Raw genomic sequence first — 17,302 nt, 5'->3', positions numbered from 1 at the left:
CAACACACCCTAAGGGGTAGCGGTTCCACTAGTCATCGGATGCTTGAACCGCCTGCGCCAGAACCGCGACGTCAGCGCCACGGCTGCAAACGCCAGACCGACAACAAGCCCCAGCCACAGCCCCTGCGGGCCCCAGCCCAGCGTAAAGGCCAGCAAGTATCCCGTCGGAATACCGATGACCCAATAGCTAACAGCCGCAATGATCATCGGGATTGCAGTATCTTGGATACCGCGCAGCAGGCCCAGCGCCATAACCTGCGCCGCATCGACCAGCTGAAACAACGCCGCAAAGGCCAGAAGGCTGACGCCGAGGGTAATGACTTCGGCCCGCACAGGCGAATCCGCATCCACAAAGATCGCGATCAGCGGCTCTGGCACAGTCAGAAAGACGGCAATCGTCAGGGCCACGAAAATGCCCGACAGCGTGGTCACGGCAATCCCGCCGCGCCGCAGCGCTGTTTCGTCCGAGCGGCCAACAGCGCGCCCGGCCCGCACCGTGGCAGCTTGGCTTAGACCGATGTGCACCATGAAGGTCAGGCTGGTGATTTGCAGAGCAATGCCATGGGACGCCAGCGGGATCTCTCCGATCCAGCCCATCATGATGGCAGAGGCGGTGAACAGCCCGCCCTCGGCCAATGACGTCAGGCCAATCGGCACCCCAAGGCGGAACACGCGGCCCATGATCTGCGGGTCAGGCCGCAGCGGATTGCGCATCAATTGATAGTCGGGCAAGCGGCGCAGGACGTAAGCCCCCAGCACCAGAACGGTGGCGACTTGCATGGTGACAGAGGCAATGGCCGCGCCTTGAATCCCCAGCTCTGGCGCACCAAAGTTGCCGAAGATCAGCACATAGTTCAGCCCGATATTCAGCACGGCAGCAACTACCGTCGACCACAGGATCATCGCGGTCATTTCCAGCGCGACAAGGAAGGATTTGAGCACCATGACGATCAGCGCCGGGATCATGCCCAGCGCGATGATCCAGAGGTAATCCGCCCCCTCTGCCGCAACAGCAGGTGTTTGCCCCATGGCCAGCAAGATCGGCTCTGCCACAAAAAACGGGATCATGACGATCACGCCGTAGATGATGGACAGCCACACCGCCATGCGGGTGGCGCGCCGGGCGGTTGTGATATCCCCCGCCTCTGCCGCAGAGGCGACCACAGGCGTCACCGCCTGCGCAAAGCCCGCGCCCACGATGAAGATCACGAAATAAAGGCTACTTGCCAGCGTCGCCGCAGCCAGAGCAGTCACGTTGTACCACCCCAGCATCAGCGTATCAGTCATGTGGATCGCAAATTGCGCCACGTTCGACAGCGTCAGCGGCAGCGCAAGTTTCAGCGCGGCGCGGATGTGTTGCGGGTAGGTGTGGGCGGGTTGATCCATGGGGACTCGATTAGGTGTGTTTCGGGCGTTGGTCCAGCGCAGTGCGTGCGATGGAGACTGTAGGCGCGATGAAGGTATGGGGGGCCAGCCCCCCACCGCCTGCGGCGGCCCCCCGAGGTATTTTTGACCAGAAGAACGGGGGACGTGCGGCTAGGACTTCAAGACGTCGCGCCAGCTGTGTTTGGGGGCAAAGCCGAGCATGCGTTTGGCTTTATCGTTGGCATAGAAGGTTTCGTTTTCGCCCATCTCGCGGGTTTTTGGCACGCCTTGATAAAAACGCGCGATTACCTCGTCAGAGGTCAGGTCCACGCTGAGGTCGTCGTTGGAGACGTTAAAAACCTCGTAGCCCAGACCGTCCGTGGCGAGGCAGCGTTCCACCATCTGCGCCAGATCGCGGGCGTCGATATAGGCAAAGATATTGCGGCGGCGCTTTTCGGGGTGCGCCATGAAGTCGGGAAAATTTTCCGCATATTCATGGGGTTCGATGACGTTGTTAATGCGCAGCCCATAGATGTCGGTGCCGGAGCGCGCCTGAAAACTGCGGGCCGTCGCCTCGTTCACGACCTTTGACATCGCGTAGCTGTCCTGCGGCACGGTGGGGTGATCTTCGTCGATGGGGATATAGGCGGGCTTCACCTCTCCATCATGGAAACAGACGCCGTAGGTAGTTTCAGAGCTGGCAAAGATGATCTTGGGCACGCCCGCCTTCACGGCGGCGTCGATCACGTTGTAGGTCGACATAGTGTTGATGCGAAACGTTTCATTGTCCGGGACGATCATGATGCGCGGCACGGCGGCAAAGTGGACGACGGCGTCATAGCGCGGCACGCCGGTGCCGGGGTCGAGTTCGTCGAAATCCGCATAGGCCTGCATCGCGCTGGCGACTTGCCCTGCATCCGCCAGGTCGACCCGCAGGCTGCGGCCATCGGCGGGGGCGTCCAGGTCAATGTTGGTGACAAGGTGGCCCAGATCACGCAGATGCTTGACCGCATATTGCCCGGCCTTGCCGCTGCCGCCGGTGAAAAAGATACGCATGGGGGTCATCCTTCTTACAATTCTCTGATCGGGGTGCCGGCCTGATAGGCGCGGATCGCCTCGACCGTTTGGGTATAGAACAGGCGAAACGTCGCCTCTGTGGTGTAGCCAAGGTGGGGCGTCAGCAGCAACTGGCCAGAGGCGATAAGGTCCGGGTCGCGCAGGGGGTCGTCCAGCGGCAGGGGTTCCACGTCAAACACGTCAAGCCCAGCCATCGCAGGTTTGCCAGCGAGCAGGCCGTCTAGCAAGGCCCCGGTGTCGACCAGCGGCCCGCGCGAGGTATTAATGAACACCTGTCCCTGTTTAGCAGCCGCAAAAGCCGCCGCATCCACAAGCCCCTTGCTGCGATCCGATAACACCATGTGGACAGAGGCAACATCGGCCCGCGCCATCAGATCGGTCAGGTTCTCTGCACGCGCGACGTCAAGTTCCGTGCAACGCGCATGGGTCAAGTTCGGCGACCAAGCGACGATATCCATCCCCAGCGCCTTGCCAATCACCGCCATCTGCGCACCGATATTGCCCAGCCCGATCAATCCCAGCGTCAGCCCCGCCACATCGCGGCCAAGGCCGCTTTGCCAGCCGCCTGCCGACAGGTTTGCGACCTCTGGCAAGAGGCGGCGGTTCAGGGCGAGCATCATGAGCGTGGTCAGCTCTGACGTCGTCGTCTTGCGGCTTTGGGTGCCGCAGACGGTAATTCCGGCGGCGCGGGCCGCGGGCAGATCAATGCTGGCGTTACGCGGGCCGCTGGTCACGATCAGGCGCAGGTTTGGCAGTTGTGCGATCAGGTCCGCGCCCATGGGCGTGCGTTCGCGCATCAGGCAGATCACATCGAAGGGCCGTAGGCGGTCCACCAGATCGGTGCCCGTAATGGTATCTTGAAACACCGTCACATCGCCCAACTCGGGCCAGTCCGCCAGACGAGGTGACGCTAGGGCATAATCATCTAAAACCGCGATCTTCATTGTTTCCCCTCCGCCAGTCCGCTCTACCTAGCGTAGTAATCCGGCATGGCCAACGCAGCCGGACCATAAGTGGAGGAGAAACCATGAAACGTATACTGCCCATGGCCTTGATGAGCCTTGCCGCATTGCCAGCCGCCGCCGAAAACCGGATCGACGTGATCCGCCCAGACGCCCCCGCGCTTGCCGCATATGGCGACTACAAGGTCGGCGTTCAGACCATGACATTTACCAACATGGGTCAGGTCGATGTCGCCCAGACGCAAGCCGATGGTGATGTCCCGACCTATGACCGCCCCCTGACGGTTGAAATCTGGTATCCCGCCGCCGCCGACACGGCCGCTGGTGGCAGCTATCAGGCGATGATGCGCGATGGCACCGACGTCACCTTGCAGGGTCAAGCCGTGCGCGACGCCGCCGCCCTGACCGGAGAGACGTTTCCGCTGGTTATCATCAGCCACGGCTATCCAGGCAACCGCTGGCTGTTGGGCCATTTGGGCGAAAACCTCGCGTCCAAGGGCTATGTTGTCGCCAGCATCGACCATACCGACAGCAACTATGACGACATGGGGAATTTCGGCTCTACCCTGTATAACCGCCCATGGGACCAGAAATTCGTGATCGACAGCATGGAATCGCTGGACGGCGATCTGGGCGCGATCACCGACGCCAGCAATACAGCCGTCGTCGGCTATTCGATGGGCGGCTATGGTGCGCTGATTTTGGCGGGCGCTGGCCTGACAGAGGCGATCACGTCATCCGACTACGCCCCGCCGCAGGGCCTGCTGGAACGCAATGTCATGGGCAGCGATACCCATGCGGAACTTGAAGACGACCGGATCAAGGCATTTGCGGCCTTTGGACCTTGGGGCAACAACCGCGGGTTCTGGGATGCGGACGGTTTGGCGGGCATCGACAAGCCGCTGCTGCTGATTGCAGGCAGTGTGGACGATGTATCCGAATATGACGCGATCCGCGGTATCTTTGACGGGGCGGTGAACAGCGACCGCCACCTGCTGACCTATCTGAACGCCAACCACAACGCCGGTGCCCCGATGCCATCGCCCGAGGAAGGCTATGCCATCAACGAAACCCTCGGCTGGGCGCCGTTCGAACACTATGGCGACGCGGTCTGGGACAACGTGCGCATGAACAACATCGCGCAGCACTTTGTCACCGCTTGGGTCGACCAGAACCTGAAGGGCGCTGATATGTCCGAATATTTCGACCTGACCCCGAGCGCCGCTGACGGCGTCTGGGCTGTGGATGACGCAGGCGAGCCGACGCAAGACAACACCTATTGGACCGGTTTTGCCAACCGCACCGCCGTTGGCCTGACCTTTGAATCCAAGCCTGCCGGGGAATAACCGCGCCTTGGGGCGGGGCGAGGCATTGCCCCGCCCCGCCCCGCCTGCCAATATGTGCCAAACCGTGAAAAGAGCAGCGCATATGTCCGATCTCCTGTCCGGGGGCTCCCCCGATTCTTATAATGCCTCGTCCATTCAGGTGCTGGAGGACATGGAACACGTCCGCCTGCGCCCCGGTATGTATATCGGCGGCAAGGACGACCGCGCCCTGCACCACATGGTGGCAGAGATCATCGACAACTCTATGGACGAGGCCGTCGCCGGCCACGCCACATGGATCGAGGTCGAGCTGCACGCCAACGGCCACGTCACAGTCCGCGATAACGGGCGCGGTATCCCAATCGGGCCGCACCCCAAGGACCCCACCAAATCCGCGCTGGAAATCGTGTTCTGCACCCTGAACGCGGGCGGCAAGTTTTCGGGCGACAGCTATTCCACATCCGGCGGTCTGCACGGTGTGGGTTCGTCCGTTGTGAACGCCCTGTCCGACCACCTGCGGGTCGAAGTCGCGCAGAACAAAGAACTGTTCGCGATGGAGTTTTCGCGGGGCGTCCCGCAGGGCAAGCTGGAAAAGATCGGCGCAGCCCCCAACCGGCGCGGCACATCGGTCACTTTCCACCCCGACGCTGATATTTTTGGCCCGCTGCAACTGAAACCCGGCCGCCTGTTCAAAATGGCGCGGTCCAAGGCCTACTTGTTCAGCGGCGTCGAAATCCGCTGGAAGACAGACATCGACGACGGCGAAACCCCTGCCACCGCGACGTTCAAATTCCCCGGCGGCTTGTCCGATTACCTGAACGAAACGCTGGGCGGGTCCACCACCTATTCCGACACCCCCTTTGCGGGCAACGTCAGCTTTACCGAAAAGTTCGGCGTGCCGGGCAAGGTCGAATGGGCGATCAATTGGACCCCGGCCCGCGACGGCTTTATCCAGTCCTATTGTAACACCGTCCCCACGCCAGAGGGCGGAACCCACGAAGCCGGCTTTTGGTCCGCGATCCTGAAGGGCATCAAGGCCTACGGCGATCTGACCAACAACCGCAAAGCGGGCAATATCACCCGCGAGGACCTGACCGCTGGCGGCTGCGCGCTGGTGTCCTGCTTTATCCGCGAGCCTGAATTCGTCGGCCAGACCAAGGACCGCCTTGCCACCGTTGACGCGCAGCGCATGGTGGACGCCGCTGTGCGCGACCACTTTGACAACTGGCTGGCGGCGGACACGAAATCCGCTGGCGCGATCCTAGATTTCCTTGTCCTGCGCGCCGAAGAACGCATGCGCCGCAAGCAGGAAAAGGAAACCGCCCGCAAGACGGCGACCAAAAAACTGCGCCTGCCCGGCAAGCTGACGGACTGCAGCAACAAGACCCGCGAAGGCACAGAGCTGTTCATCGTCGAGGGCGACTCGGCTGGCGGGTCCGGCAAGGGCGCGCGCGATCGCAAGACGCAGGCGCTGCTGCCGCTGAAGGGTAAGATCCTGAACGTGCTAGGCGCTGCGTCCAACAAGCTGACCACCAATGCCGAGATTTCGGACCTGTGCGAAGCGCTTGGCGTTGGCATGGGCACGCGGTTCAATCTGGACGATCTGCGCTATGACAAGATCATCATCATGACCGACGCTGACGTCGACGGCGCGCATATCGCGTCCTTGCTGATGACATTCTTCTTCACCCAGATGCGCCCGCTGATCGACGCGGGCCACCTGTATCTGGCCTGCCCGCCGCTCTACCGCCTGACCCAAGGCGCGAAACGCATCTATGTCTCTGACGAAGCAGAGAAAAACAAGATGCTGGAAAAGGGCCTAGGCGGTAAGGGCAAGATCGACCTGCAACGCTTTAAGGGTCTAGGGGAGATGGACGCCGCCGACCTGAAATCCACCACCATGGACCCCGCAACCCGCAAACTGATCCGCGTCACCGTGGCCGACATAGAGCCCGGAGAGACCGCCGATCTGGTCGAGCGCCTGATGGGCAAAAAGCCGGAATTGCGCTTTGCCTATATTCAGGAGAATGCGCGGTTTGTGGAGGAGTTGGATGTTTGAGAGGGGCCAAAATTGACATCACTAATCCTACAAATCCAACAAGAGGCACTCTCATCGCAACCAGATATTGTTTCGATGCTTCGCAAGGCGAAAGCAGCAGCGGTAAAGCTCGATCAAAACGAACTCACTGAGTGGATGGACTGTGAAATGAATGGATATCAGAACCATTCATTCGAAGAATTGCCTGAATACAGACAAATCCACGGGCAGTTGAAGGTAAAAAATCCATATCACGGGCTACAGCCTATCGTATTCAAAGATTCAAATTACGAAGAGAGAGCGTCTCACGCTCCTTTCACCCAGTCCATCTCAGTTGCAGCAAAACTAGTCTTAGGTGGCGACAGCCTCGAATACACACTATCTGGGGAACTAAGAAAAAAACTAGTCGACGGCATGCAAGTAGCTCTTGAGCCAATTCTCCTGATTGACCAAGGGCAATTAATAAATGTCATCAACACGGTTCAAAATACAATTTTAAACTGGACCCTTGAACTCGAAAAAAAGGGTGTTCTTGGAGAGGACCTAAGCTTTACTATGGAAGAGAAAAATAAAGCTTCGGCGGTCACTCAAAATATTTACGCACAGAATATTGGACACCTTGGGGATTTATCTGGAAGCGGCAGATCAAGAGTAAATCAGACATCAATTGGTGATCAAAGAATTGATCAACGCAAACTGGAACATTTCCTTTCCGAGGCAAGCAATGCCGTATCTCTACTTCCAAACGAGGTTGCGCCAGGCGCAAAAAAACTGTTGCGCGAAATATCAGAAACCAAATCTGAAAAAGATATAAAATCAAAGCTAGATTCCCTGAAGGAAATTTTAGAAAATGCTACCGGAAGCGTAGCTGCACACGGAATCATTCAGCTTATGTCATCTTTATTCTAGTTCTCTTATACCAGCGTCAATAATTAAGTATTGATATAGTGAATGGGTGCCCCCTACCTCTGCACACTCGCCAAATACGCCAGCAAATCCACAATCGGCAGGCTGGTCATGATCGGTTGGCCGGTCTCGGATTTGACGGCGACGTCCCAGCCCTCGAAGAAATCGCCGTAGACGGGCATCGGTGATCCGTGGCTGGTCAGGGGGTCGCGGCCGTCGATGCGCATCACGATGCGGGTGATCGGCAGGGTCCCGCCAAAGCGGAGCTGCATGCGGGTCAGGTCGGGCGGCTGGATCAGGATCATGTTCGCCATCGGCCCGTCGCCCTGCGCCCCGACCCCGTGGCAGGTGGCGCAGTGGGTGGTGAACAGCTTCTCTCCGACCTCGGCGTTTTGCGCGTGCAGCGGCAGGCCAAGGCAGATCAGCAGGGCGGCAAGGGTGTGGCACATGGGATCACTCCAATTTCGGTTTGATCCCAGCGTGATCCCCCTGCCCGCCTTTTGCGTTGATTTAGATCAAAATCAGTTCAGGCTTAGCCCGCTGACCGTGGCTGCGATGCTGGTTTTGGTGTCGTCGCTGTCGCCGGATACGGCCAGCCCGATCAGCGCCCCCGGCGCGCCGCCGAATGCGCGGGTATAGTCGGCAGCAAGGTTCACGCGCTCGTTAAACGCGCCGGTGCCGGCCTGACGCAGCGGGATCGTGACGCCGGTGCCAGCGGTGCCATAGGGCGACGGCAGGACCGATCCGACGGCGTTGTTGCCGCCGTAGGCGTATTGCAGCACGCGCACGTCACTGCGGCCCAGCAGCGCGCGGATATCGGCGCTGGCCAGCTCTGCCGCGACGGCCTGCGGGACAAAGACGAAATAGACCGCGATGTTGCGATCATCCCCGCCTTTGCGGCTTAGGTCCGTGGCGGGCACGCTTTGCGTCACGTTCCACGACCAGCTGGCCGATGTCGCGGCCCAATCCGCCTGCGGCGCGCGGCCCCATGCGATGCTGACGGTGCCGTTCGACGCCAGCCCAAGGGACGAGCCAAAGCTGTAGTCGTTCGAGCCGAACAGCGACAAGCGCTGCTCTTTCCAATTGGCAAAGCCGACGGGGCCAGCGGTGGCGGCTGTTGCGGCGAGGATCAAGGCGGCGGCAAGGGGCAGTTTCATTGGGGCATCCTTTAACTGATTTGGTCAAAAGATAGCCGAAGCCCCCGCTAATTCACCCCGTGACACCGTTTGTCACGCCATTGTCAGGCGCGCGGGGCGCTTTGCAACATCGGCCAGCTTAGGGCTGGCGCTGGATCAATTGCAGATAGTTGGAAAGGGCCAGCAGCTCTGCCGGGACGGGCACGGGGTTGCCGTCCTGCGATGTCATCACCAGCGGGCCAAGGTCGCCGTCGCCGAAATGCGGCATCGGGTCCGCGCCGCCGTGTGCGCCGCGGGTAAAGCCGTCGATCTGGCTCATCACGCGGTCCTGCGGAAAGGTGCCGCCGTTGCGGTCGCTGATCAGGGTCAGATCAGGCGGCATCACGGCAAGGCTGGCCGCTATCGCCGCATTCCCGCGCCCGTCCCGGCCATGACAGGCGGAACATTGCGCCATAAAGGCGGCTTCGCCGTCGATGGTCGTCTGCTCTGGCGCGCAGGCGGCCAAAGCCAGAAGTCCGGTCAGGATGATGATACGCATGTGGGGGCCTCGTGCTGCTTGTGCGCGCCGTTGGTCCGGCGCATGTTGCCGCCAATCATGGGCGCTATGGCCCGGTCTGGCAAGTGAGGGCGCTGATGTCTGTGCAAGTGTGGATCATGTTGGCAACGGGGTTCGGCATTCCCGTGCTGGCGGCGATGAACGGCGCGTTGGGCCGCCATATCGGATCGCCCGCCGTCGCGGCCTGCGTGCTGTTTGCCGTGGCTTTCAGCATCGCGCTGGTGGCGGCGCTGGTCACGAACCCGGGCGCGGTGGCCAAGCTGCCGACCGCGCCGAAACAGTGGTTTATCGCTGGCAGCTTTGTCGCGTTCTACGTGCTGGCGATCACATGGATCGGCCCTGACATGGGGATCGGCAAGGCCGTATTCTATGTCCTGCTGGGCCAGCTGATCGCGGCAGCCGTCATTGACCACTTTGGGTTCTTCAACGCCCCCGTCGCGGCCATAACTTGGACCCGTTTTGCGGGCATCGCCCTGATGGCGGCGGGCGTCTACGTCGCCCAGCGCGCCTAGGCCGCGCCGTCCACCAACTGCCCATCCACCAAGCGCACCGCGCGGTCCATGCGGGCGGCGAGTTCCAAGTTATGCGTGGCGATCACCGCCGCCAGCCCCGTGCTGCGGACCAGCGCCATCAGCGCGTCAAACACCTTGTCAGAGGTTGCGGGGTCAAGGTTGCCTGTCGGCTCGTCCGCCAGCAGCAGCACCGGATCATTGGCCAGCGCGCGGCAGAAGGCGACGCGCTGCTGCTCTCCACCTGACAGCTCGGCCGGGCGATGGGCGGCGCGGTGGGCGACACCGACGGTTTCCAGCAGCATCATAGCGCGGTCGCGCGCGTCTTGATCACGCACGCCGTTGGCCATCTGCGGCAGGGTGATGTTTTCCAGCGCCGAAAACTCCGGCAGCAGGTGGTGGAATTGATAGATAAAGCCGACGTCGTTGCGGCGGATCGCGGTGCGGCGGCGGTCGTTCAGATTGGTCATATCCTCGCCCCGGATCGCAACTGTCCCAGTGTCGGCCGTGTCCAGCAGACCCGCGATATGCAGCAGCGTCGACTTGCCCGCGCCAGAGGGCGCGACAAGGGCGACGACCTCTCCGGCCTGCACGGACAATGTCGCGCCTTGCAGCACGCGCACTTCGTTCGGCTTGCCGTGATTGTAGCCCTTTTTCAGGTCAGTCAGGGTCAGGATCGGATTATTCATAGCGCAGCGCCTCGACCGGGTTCATGCGGGCCGCACGGCGGGCCGGAAAGATGGTGACGATCCACGACAGGCCCAGCGACAGCGCAACGGATGACAGCACATCGCCAAGGTTCAGCTGCGCTGGCAGTGCATAGATGCCGCGGATTTCAGGGTCCCAAACACCGCCGCCGGCGACGTAGTTCACGAAGGAAAAGATCGGATCAATATAAAGCGCAAACAGGCACCCAAGGATCAGGCCCAGCACAGTACCAACGGTGCCGATCCCTGCCCCGCAGATGAAAAAGATGCGCAGGATCGACCCTTCGGTCAGGCCCATGGTGCGCAGGATACCGATATCGCGGCCTTTGTTCTTCACCAGCATGATCAGGCCAGAGATGATGTTCATCGAGGCAATCAGCACAAGGATCGAGAGGAGGACGAACATCACGTTATCCTCGACCGTCAGGGCCCGCAGGAAAGCGCCCGCGCTATCGCGCCATGACCACAGATAGGCGTAGTCGCCAGACGCATTCAAAATATCGGGCATGATGTTTTCGACGTCGTCAGGATCGGCGACCATGACTTCAATCTCGTCTGCGACGCCTTCGCGGTTAAAGAAGGTTTGCGCCTGATCCAGCGGCATGTAGACGCGGGTTTTGTCGATATCATAGCGGCCAGCGGTGAAGATATAGACCACAGGATAGACGTTCACGCGCGGGCTGGTGCCCATCGCGGTGCGCACGCCGTTAGGGGAAATCAGCTTGATCCGGTCGCCAACAGCAACGCCAAGCTCGCGCGCGACGCCGGACCCGATGGCGATGCCGGTGGCAAAATCATCAAGGCTGCCGGTGGAATCTTCTGGTGTGACGATGCGCGGAACGGTGCGCAGGTCAGCCTCGGTGATGCCGTAGACTTCAACGCCAGCGTTCTGCGTGCCGCGGTTCGCCATGACCTGCTGGCGCACCAAGGGGGCGGCGCGGGTGACGCCGGGGACCTGCGAAATGCGGTCCGTCAGCGCGGCATAGTCCGAAATGATCCGCGTGAACTGGTCCGTGCCTGCAATCGGCGTTTGTTCATAGACGGTCACATGGGCGTTGGAGCCGAGGATGGTGTCTACAAACTCTGCCCGGAAACCGGACCGGATCGCCAGCGTCGCGATCAGCGCGAAGACCGCCAGCGTGATGCCGATCAAGCTGATCCACGTCATTGTGGACACGCCGCCCTCTGCCCGTTTGGCGCGGATGTAGCGCCAGGCGATCAGCCATTCAAAGCGCGCGAAAGGAGGGGTCTGGGCCATGGCGGGTTCCGGTCTTTTGGTCGAGCGGACCTTGAACGCAAATCAAGGGGCGCGTCAATGCAAGGGGGTGTGAGGTGGGCGCTTGTCGCTTGCGGGGCTTGATCTGGGAGTGTCGAGGGGGCGCTGCCCCCCGTCGCAATGCGACGTCCCCCGGAGTTTATCTGGCAAGGTGAAGCTTAGCCGTGGTTGCCGCTGTTTTGCAGGTGCGCGATGGACTGGCCTGCGGCGGCGGCTTTGCCTTTGGCCGCCCAGATAAGCCCGCGGCGGAGCATTTCATGGGGCGGGCCGCTGGCGATGACATCGGCTTTGTGCCCAAGGGCGTTGTAGTAGACACGCCCAAGGCCCCATTTGCGCGTCCACGCGGCCGGCATATCCACGGCCCCGTTGGGGCTGTAGTACCATGTCACAACGTCGGTGCGGGTGGTGGCGAGGACGTGATTGGCAGGGTCGGTGTGCAGGTAATATTGCTCTGTCTCGATGTCGAAATCCGGGATACCGCTGGTCAGCGGGTCGTCCCCGGTCATCGTCACGCGGTGTTTGACACCGTCGCCGCCGGGGTGGGCGACCCAGTTTGCGCCGGTGATGAATTGCCACAGCGGATTGCCGCGAAAGGCGTCGCACATGCCGCCGTGGCAGCCAGCAAGGCCGGTGCCGCGCGCGACGGCTTCTGACACGTTCGTTGCGGCCGCGCGGCTGAGGTCGGACATGGTCCAGACCGGCACGATCAGGTCGAGCGTTTGTAGCAAATCTGGATCGTCGAAGGGCGCAAGGCTGTCGGTTTGGGTGACGCTGGCTCCCTCGGCTATCAGCATATCGCGAAAGACATGGGCGACCTGTTCAGGCTGGTGACCGTCCCAGCCGCCCCATGTGATCAAAGCCTTCATATTGCGTGACCTTTCAGCGGTTAGCCCCGGCGCACGCCGGACAGGCGCGGGGTTGCCCGGGTGGTTTGGTGGGGATGCAGAGCGGGCTCTTGACGCAGGGCGGGTCCGCCGCGCTTTGGCCCCGGGCTGCAACCGCGCAGGGTGCCCATGACCAATGCCAGCGCGATGCGCAGCGCGGCCCAGCCAAGCACAAAACCTGCGCCCGTCGCGGCCACGCCTGCCACGGACAAGGGCACCGCCGGGGTGAAGTCGGACCATGTTGCCGCAAAGGTTGCCGGATCGCCAAGGCGCTGCGGCATCGTCATGCGTGCCAAGGGGGACGCGCTGCGCAGGGTGGCAAGGTTGTCGGTCAGCACGGCATGGCGGCGAAAGGTGCGGCGCATGTCGGCTTGGCGATCTTGCAGGAACGGGGTGCCTGTCAGTTCCTCCAGCGCTTGGGACCGGGTCAGGCCAGCGCGCATGGCAGAGTTTTCGAAATCCGCGACCACAATGTTCAGCGCATCCACCTGCCCTGCCAGCCGCTGTAGGTATTGCTGCGAAAATTCGGGGTATTGCGACAGCGCAGCACCGCCCGCCAAACCGCCCATCAAGGCCAAGGCGCGGATCATGCGTTCACCGGATCGTCGAGCCAAGCGATGACGCGGGCGGCGTCCTCGTTCGGGGGAAAGACGGGGTAGTTGACGTGTTGGATCAGACCGTCCCGCAGGATCAATGTGCACCGTTTAAGCAAGGTCAGGCCGTCAGCAGTCAACCGTGGCAGGTTCAGCGCACCCATCAGCGCGCCCTGCGCGTCGGACAGCAGCGGATAAGGCAGATGCAGACGGCTTGCTGCCTCTTGTTGATACGCCGTGTCTTGGGTGGACAGGCCAAAAAGGTGCTGCACGCCGCGCGCGCGCAGATCGGCCGCGTGATCCCGGTAAGCGCAAGATTGCGGGGTGCAGCCGCGTGCGCCGGGGGTTGCGTCCCAACCTGCGGGCAGATCGCGGTCCGGGCGGCCTGTCATGGGGTAGATATAGACGACGCAGCGCCCCGCCAGTTTGGACAGGTCCACAACCTGCCCGTCTGTGGCGGGCAGCGGGACGGACGGCATAGCAAGCCCCGGAAGATGGGCCGCGCCGCCGTCATCGCGCGGGGCTGGGATTTGGGTCCAGTCGACTTGCGTAAGGGACATCGGGGTCGGGGACATGGGATTTGCCTGTCTGCTGCGTCTTGTTTTGCGGGCACTGTGCCGCAAGTCGGGCTGCAGGTCTACCGCGGGGTACATGGGCGGCAATGATCAGCAGATGATGCGCAAACGGCGGCGCAGGTTGCCCTGCACCGCCGTTTGTTAAGGTCATTGGGGACGATGGCCCGTTTAGACGTTCGCGTAGATCGCGATCAGCTTGGCGACGGCATCGCCGGGGGACAGCTCTTCGCTTTCCCCGGTGCGGCGGCTGGTCAGTTCGACCACGCCGGATTTCAATCCGCGCGGGCCGACGGTGATGCGCCATGGCAGGCCGATCAGGTCCATCGTGCCGAACTTGGCCCCTGCCCGTTCGTCCCGGTCATCATACAGTGGATCAAGGCCAGCGGCGCGCAGGCTGTCGTAGAGATCCTCGCAAGCCGCGTCCGTGGCCTCGTCGCCTTGGCGCAGGTTCACGATGCCGGCGTGGAAGGGGGTCACGCCCTCTGGCCAGATGATGCCCTTGTCGTCGTGGCTTGCCTCGATGATCGCGCCCAGCAGGCGGGACACGCCGATGCCGTGCGATCCCATGTGGACCGCGACGGGCTTGCCGTCGGGGCCCTGCACGGTTGCGCCCATGGCGTCGGAATACTTGGTGCCAAAGTAGAAGATCTGGCCGACTTCGATCCCGCGCGCGGTGCGGCGGCGTTCTTCTGGCACTTGTGCGAACAGCGCTTCGTCGTGGGTTTCATCCGTGCGGGCATAGCGAGAGGTGAATTCGTCAAGCACGGCAGCGCAGGCGGCTTTGTCGTCGAAATCAATCTGGCGATCGCCAAAGGTCAGATCGGTGATCTCGCTGTCATAGAACACCTCTGATTCGCCGGTTTCCGCCAGCACGAGGAATTCGTGCGTATCGTCGCCGCCGATGGGGCCGGAATCGGCGCGCATTGGAATCGCTTGCAGGCCCATCCGCTCGTAGGTGCGCAGATAGCTGACAAGGTGACGGTTGTAGGCGTGCAGCGCGTCCTCTTTCGTCAAATCGAAGTTATAGCCGTCCTTCATCAGGAACTCGCGCCCACGCATCACGCCAAAGCGGGGGCGGGTTTCATCGCGGAATTTCCACTGGATTTGGTAAAGCGTCAGCGGCAGGTCTTTGTAGCTGCTGACATGAGAGCGGAAGATGTCGGTGACCAACTCCTCTGCCGTGGGTGTGAACAGCATATCACGGCCGCCGCGATCCTTGATGCGCAGCATTTCATCGCCGTAGGCGTCATAGCGGCCGCTTTCGCGCCACAGATCGGCGGACTGGATCGTCGGCATCAGCATTGCGAGATGACCCGCCTTTGCCTGTTCTTCATGCACGATCTGTTCGATCCGCTTGAGGATTTTGTACCCCATTGGCAGCCAGGAATAGATGCCAGCGCTGGCCTGTTTGATCAGGCCCGCTTGCAGCATCAGCCGGTGGCTGACGATCTGCGCCTCGCGCGGGGTTTCCTTGAGGACGGGGAGGAAGTAGCGCGACATACGCATGGGGTGTGTGACCTTATAACGAAAAGTGTTGCGGAACTGTCTAGTCGTCCCCCTGCCTGCCCGCAAGCATGGCTTGCGCGGCGGACGGGGCTGCGGCATTGAAAGAGAAGTGATCGAGAAGGATACCCGATGCCCATGTCAACGCGCCAACAAGCTGTCTATTGGGGCATCGCCACCATCATCTTTCTGATCGTGCTTTATGCGCTGGGCAACGTGATCATGCCTTTCATCTTGGGCGGGGCGATTGCCTATATCCTTGATCCCGTAGCGGACCGGCTGGAACGGCTGGGCCTGTCACGCAGCCTGTCGGTGGCGATCATCGCGCTGGTCGCGCTGTTGGTCTTTGTGCTGCTGATCCTGCTGGTGATCCCGACGCTGATCACGCAGGCCACACAACTGGTCGAAACCGCGCCGCAGCTGTTTGACACGCTGCAAAACTGGCTAACGACCCGCTTCCCCGAGATTTTGGTCGAAGGGTCCACGATCCGCACCCAGCTTGATAATATCGGCAACATGATCCAGTCCCGCGGCGGAGAGTTGCTGAACACCGTGCTGTCGTCTGCGCTGGGCTTGGTCAACATGGTTGTGTTGCTGGTGATCGTGCCGGTCGTTGCGATCTATCTGCTGCTAGATTGGGACAATATGACCGCCCGCGTCGATGCGCTGCTGCCGCGTGATCACGTCAACACCATCCGCGATCTGGCGCGGCAGATTGACCGCACGCTGGCGAGCTTTATCCGGGGCCAAGGCCTGGTCTGCCTGATCCTTGGCACATTCTACGCTGTTGCGCTGGCGCTGGTCGGGCTGAATTTTGGCCTTGTTGTCGGGGCCATCGCCGGGGCGCTGACCTTTATCCCTTACGTCGGGGCCATCGTTGGCGGCGGCCTTGCGCTGGGTCTGGCGCTGTTCCAGTTCTGGGGCGAATGGCCTTGGCTGATCGCCGTCTACGCGATCTTTCAATCCGGCCAATTCGTCGAAGGCAACATCCTGACGCCGAAACTCGTCGGCTCTTCTGTCGGGTTGCACCCGGTCTGGCTGCTGTTCGCGCTGTCGGTGTTTGGATCGCTGTTCGGCTTTGTTGGCCTGCTGGTCGCCGTGCCCGTCGCCGCTGTCATCGGCGTGCTGGCCCGCTTTGCGCTGGACCGCTACCGCGCCAGCCCGCTGTATCGCGGCACGCTGGGCGACTAAATATGGCGATGCAACTGACATTTGACTGGCCAACGGGTGTTGCGCTGGGGGCAGAGGATTTCTTTGTCACCGATGCCAACCGCGCCGCCTATACCATGATCGCCGCGCCAGAGATCTGGCCGCAAGGCAAGCTAGTGCTGACCGGGCCAGAGGGCGCAGGCAAAAGCCACCTGACCCGCGTTTTCGCCGCCCGCCACGGCGCGCAGCTTGTCAGCGCCGAAGATCTGCCAGACGGCCTGAACCCCGATCGCGCTGTCGTGGTCGAAGACATGGACCGCCTGCCGCCCGCGCGCGAAGAGGCGATGTTTCATCTGCACAACAACCTTGCCGCGCACCGCCTGCCGCTGCTGATGACCGCGCGCAGCCACCCTGCCCGCTGGGCGATCGCCCTGCCTGATCTGGCCAGCCGGATGCAGGCGACGACCCCTGCCACCATCACCGGCCCCGACGATGCACTATTGCAGGCGGTGCTGATGAAGCTGTTCGCCGACCGCCAAATCCTGCCCTCGCCCGAAGTCGCCAGCTATCTGGTGCCCCGGATTGAACGGTCCTTTGCCAGCGCCCAGCGGATCGTGGCGGCGCTAGATGCAGCAGCGTTGACGGAAAAACGGGCGATCACCGTTAAACTGGCAGCACAGGTTCTGGACAAGCAAGACGGCTTGTTGTGAACTCTGTCACACGCCTGCCATATCGGCGGGG

The 17,302-nt window shown here is 61.7% G+C and carries 18 protein-coding genes; 6 read left to right on the top strand and 12 right to left on the bottom strand.

Annotated features, from left to right (window positions below):
• Positions 1-9: 9 nt before the first annotated feature.
• From BM131_RS08020 to BM131_RS08010, 3 genes are all read right to left on the bottom strand, one after another.
• The gene (locus BM131_RS08020; protein WP_090188068.1) at positions 10-1,386 is read right to left on the bottom strand and encodes an MATE family efflux transporter; all 1,377 of its coding nucleotides are present in this window, start codon (positions 1,384-1,386) and stop codon (positions 10-12) included.
• A gap of 150 nt (positions 1,387-1,536) precedes the next feature.
• A complete protein-coding gene (locus BM131_RS08015; protein ID WP_090188065.1) occupies positions 1,537-2,421 on the bottom strand; it encodes an NAD-dependent epimerase/dehydratase family protein in 885 nt (294 codons plus the stop codon).
• Between the two features lie 14 nt (positions 2,422-2,435).
• Complete coding sequence (locus tag BM131_RS08010; protein WP_090188062.1) at positions 2,436-3,386, bottom strand: D-2-hydroxyacid dehydrogenase family protein; 951 nt, start codon at positions 3,384-3,386, stop codon at positions 2,436-2,438.
• Positions 3,387-3,469: 83 nt separating this feature from the next.
• On the opposite strand from BM131_RS08010, the gene BM131_RS08005 reads away from it, so the two are divergent.
• The 3 genes from BM131_RS08005 (at position 3,470) to BM131_RS07995 (ending at position 7,676) form a co-directional block, all read left to right on the top strand.
• Positions 3,470-4,750: an alpha/beta hydrolase family protein gene (locus BM131_RS08005; protein WP_090188059.1), complete on the top strand. Its 1,281-nt coding sequence runs from the start codon at positions 3,470-3,472 to the stop codon at positions 4,748-4,750.
• An 82-nt stretch (positions 4,751-4,832) separates the two neighbouring features.
• On the top strand, positions 4,833-6,788 hold the full coding sequence (locus tag BM131_RS08000; protein ID WP_090188056.1) for a DNA gyrase/topoisomerase IV subunit B: 1,956 nt from the start codon (positions 4,833-4,835) through the stop codon (positions 6,786-6,788).
• A 12-nt stretch (positions 6,789-6,800) separates the two neighbouring features.
• The gene (locus tag BM131_RS07995) at positions 6,801-7,676 is read left to right on the top strand and encodes an AbiTii domain-containing protein (RefSeq protein ID WP_139222600.1); all 876 of its coding nucleotides are present in this window, start codon (positions 6,801-6,803) and stop codon (positions 7,674-7,676) included.
• Between the two features lie 53 nt (positions 7,677-7,729).
• On the opposite strand, the gene BM131_RS07990 is transcribed toward BM131_RS07995, so the two are convergent.
• The 3 genes from BM131_RS07990 to BM131_RS07980 all read right to left on the bottom strand — a co-directional run bounded on the left by BM131_RS07990 (position 7,730) and on the right by BM131_RS07980 (position 9,347).
• The gene (locus BM131_RS07990) at positions 7,730-8,122 is read right to left on the bottom strand and encodes a c-type cytochrome (protein ID WP_090188051.1); all 393 of its coding nucleotides are present in this window, start codon (positions 8,120-8,122) and stop codon (positions 7,730-7,732) included.
• Positions 8,123-8,194: 72 nt separating this feature from the next.
• Positions 8,195-8,830, bottom strand: a complete 636-nt coding sequence (locus BM131_RS07985; protein WP_090188048.1) for a DUF3047 domain-containing protein — start codon at positions 8,828-8,830, stop codon at positions 8,195-8,197.
• Between the two features lie 118 nt (positions 8,831-8,948).
• Positions 8,949-9,347, bottom strand: a complete 399-nt coding sequence (locus BM131_RS07980) for a c-type cytochrome (protein WP_090188045.1) — start codon at positions 9,345-9,347, stop codon at positions 8,949-8,951.
• Positions 9,348-9,442: 95 nt separating this feature from the next.
• Here BM131_RS07980 and BM131_RS07975 point away from each other — a divergent pair, with 95 nt between their 5' ends.
• The gene (locus tag BM131_RS07975; protein WP_090188309.1) at positions 9,443-9,877 is read left to right on the top strand and encodes a DMT family transporter; all 435 of its coding nucleotides are present in this window, start codon (positions 9,443-9,445) and stop codon (positions 9,875-9,877) included.
• On the opposite strand, the gene BM131_RS07970 is transcribed toward BM131_RS07975, so the two are convergent.
• The 6 genes from BM131_RS07970 to proS form a co-directional block, all read right to left on the bottom strand.
• Complete coding sequence (locus BM131_RS07970) at positions 9,874-10,563, bottom strand: ABC transporter ATP-binding protein (protein ID WP_090188043.1); 690 nt, start codon at positions 10,561-10,563, stop codon at positions 9,874-9,876. The genes BM131_RS07975 and BM131_RS07970 overlap by 4 nt on opposite strands.
• Positions 10,556-11,839, bottom strand: coding sequence for a lipoprotein-releasing ABC transporter permease subunit (locus tag BM131_RS07965; RefSeq protein WP_090188040.1), 1,284 nt, complete (start codon positions 11,837-11,839; stop codon positions 10,556-10,558). The genes BM131_RS07970 and BM131_RS07965 overlap by 8 nt, the downstream gene beginning before the upstream one ends.
• 176 nt (positions 11,840-12,015) lie before the next feature.
• Positions 12,016-12,723, bottom strand: coding sequence for a ThuA domain-containing protein (locus BM131_RS07960; protein ID WP_090188038.1), 708 nt, complete (start codon positions 12,721-12,723; stop codon positions 12,016-12,018).
• 20 nt (positions 12,724-12,743) lie between these two features.
• Entirely contained in the window at positions 12,744-13,331 is a 588-nt protein-coding gene (locus BM131_RS07955; protein WP_090188036.1) for a DUF2937 family protein, read from the bottom strand.
• The gene (locus tag BM131_RS07950) at positions 13,328-13,909 is read right to left on the bottom strand and encodes a peroxiredoxin (RefSeq protein WP_245754178.1); all 582 of its coding nucleotides are present in this window, start codon (positions 13,907-13,909) and stop codon (positions 13,328-13,330) included. Before BM131_RS07950 ends, BM131_RS07955 begins: the two co-directional genes overlap by 4 nt.
• A gap of 168 nt (positions 13,910-14,077) precedes the next feature.
• On the bottom strand, positions 14,078-15,415 hold the full coding sequence (gene proS / locus BM131_RS07945) for a proline--tRNA ligase (protein WP_090188033.1): 1,338 nt from the start codon (positions 15,413-15,415) through the stop codon (positions 14,078-14,080).
• A 129-nt stretch (positions 15,416-15,544) separates the two neighbouring features.
• Here proS and BM131_RS07940 point away from each other — a divergent pair, with 129 nt between their 5' ends.
• The gene (locus BM131_RS07940; RefSeq protein WP_090188030.1) at positions 15,545-16,603 is read left to right on the top strand and encodes an AI-2E family transporter; all 1,059 of its coding nucleotides are present in this window, start codon (positions 15,545-15,547) and stop codon (positions 16,601-16,603) included.
• Positions 16,604-16,605: 2 nt separating this feature from the next.
• Positions 16,606-17,271: an HdaA/DnaA family protein gene (locus tag BM131_RS07935; protein WP_090188027.1), complete on the top strand. Its 666-nt coding sequence runs from the start codon at positions 16,606-16,608 to the stop codon at positions 17,269-17,271.
• Positions 17,272-17,302: the final 31 nt, after the last annotated feature.

Source organism: Loktanella salsilacus, from assembly GCF_900114485.1.
Lineage (GTDB): Bacteria > Pseudomonadota > Alphaproteobacteria > Rhodobacterales > Rhodobacteraceae > Loktanella > Loktanella salsilacus.
The sequence above is the reverse complement of the archived record's forward strand: the minus strand, read 5'-3'. Positions and strand labels throughout refer to the sequence as shown.

What these genes read in the sequence shown, in the direction of transcription:
- BM131_RS08020 (WP_090188068.1), bottom strand. Translation starts at nt 1,386, where the DNA reads ATGGATCAACCCGCCCACACCTACCCGCAACACATCCGCGCCGCGCTG.
- BM131_RS08015 (WP_090188065.1), bottom strand. Translation starts at nt 2,421, where the DNA reads ATGCGTATCTTTTTCACCGGCGGCAGCGGCAAGGCCGGGCAATATGCG.
- BM131_RS08010 (WP_090188062.1), bottom strand. Translation starts at nt 3,386, where the DNA reads ATGAAGATCGCGGTTTTAGATGATTATGCCCTAGCGTCACCTCGTCTG.
- BM131_RS08005 (WP_090188059.1), top strand. Translation starts at nt 3,470, where the DNA reads ATGAAACGTATACTGCCCATGGCCTTGATGAGCCTTGCCGCATTGCCA.
- BM131_RS08000 (WP_090188056.1), top strand. Translation starts at nt 4,833, where the DNA reads ATGTCCGATCTCCTGTCCGGGGGCTCCCCCGATTCTTATAATGCCTCG.
- BM131_RS07990 (WP_090188051.1), bottom strand. Translation starts at nt 8,122, where the DNA reads ATGTGCCACACCCTTGCCGCCCTGCTGATCTGCCTTGGCCTGCCGCTG.
- BM131_RS07985 (WP_090188048.1), bottom strand. Translation starts at nt 8,830, where the DNA reads ATGAAACTGCCCCTTGCCGCCGCCTTGATCCTCGCCGCAACAGCCGCC.
- BM131_RS07980 (WP_090188045.1), bottom strand. Translation starts at nt 9,347, where the DNA reads ATGCGTATCATCATCCTGACCGGACTTCTGGCTTTGGCCGCCTGCGCG.
- BM131_RS07975 (WP_090188309.1), top strand. Translation starts at nt 9,443, where the DNA reads ATGTCTGTGCAAGTGTGGATCATGTTGGCAACGGGGTTCGGCATTCCC.
- BM131_RS07970 (WP_090188043.1), bottom strand. Translation starts at nt 10,563, where the DNA reads ATGAATAATCCGATCCTGACCCTGACTGACCTGAAAAAGGGCTACAAT.
- BM131_RS07965 (WP_090188040.1), bottom strand. Translation starts at nt 11,839, where the DNA reads ATGGCCCAGACCCCTCCTTTCGCGCGCTTTGAATGGCTGATCGCCTGG.
- BM131_RS07960 (WP_090188038.1), bottom strand. Translation starts at nt 12,723, where the DNA reads ATGAAGGCTTTGATCACATGGGGCGGCTGGGACGGTCACCAGCCTGAA.
- BM131_RS07955 (WP_090188036.1), bottom strand. Translation starts at nt 13,331, where the DNA reads ATGATCCGCGCCTTGGCCTTGATGGGCGGTTTGGCGGGCGGTGCTGCG.
- BM131_RS07950 (WP_245754178.1), bottom strand. Translation starts at nt 13,909, where the DNA reads ATGTCCCCGACCCCGATGTCCCTTACGCAAGTCGACTGGACCCAAATC.
- proS (WP_090188033.1), bottom strand. Translation starts at nt 15,415, where the DNA reads ATGCGTATGTCGCGCTACTTCCTCCCCGTCCTCAAGGAAACCCCGCGC.
- BM131_RS07940 (WP_090188030.1), top strand. Translation starts at nt 15,545, where the DNA reads ATGCCCATGTCAACGCGCCAACAAGCTGTCTATTGGGGCATCGCCACC.
- BM131_RS07935 (WP_090188027.1), top strand. Translation starts at nt 16,606, where the DNA reads ATGGCGATGCAACTGACATTTGACTGGCCAACGGGTGTTGCGCTGGGG.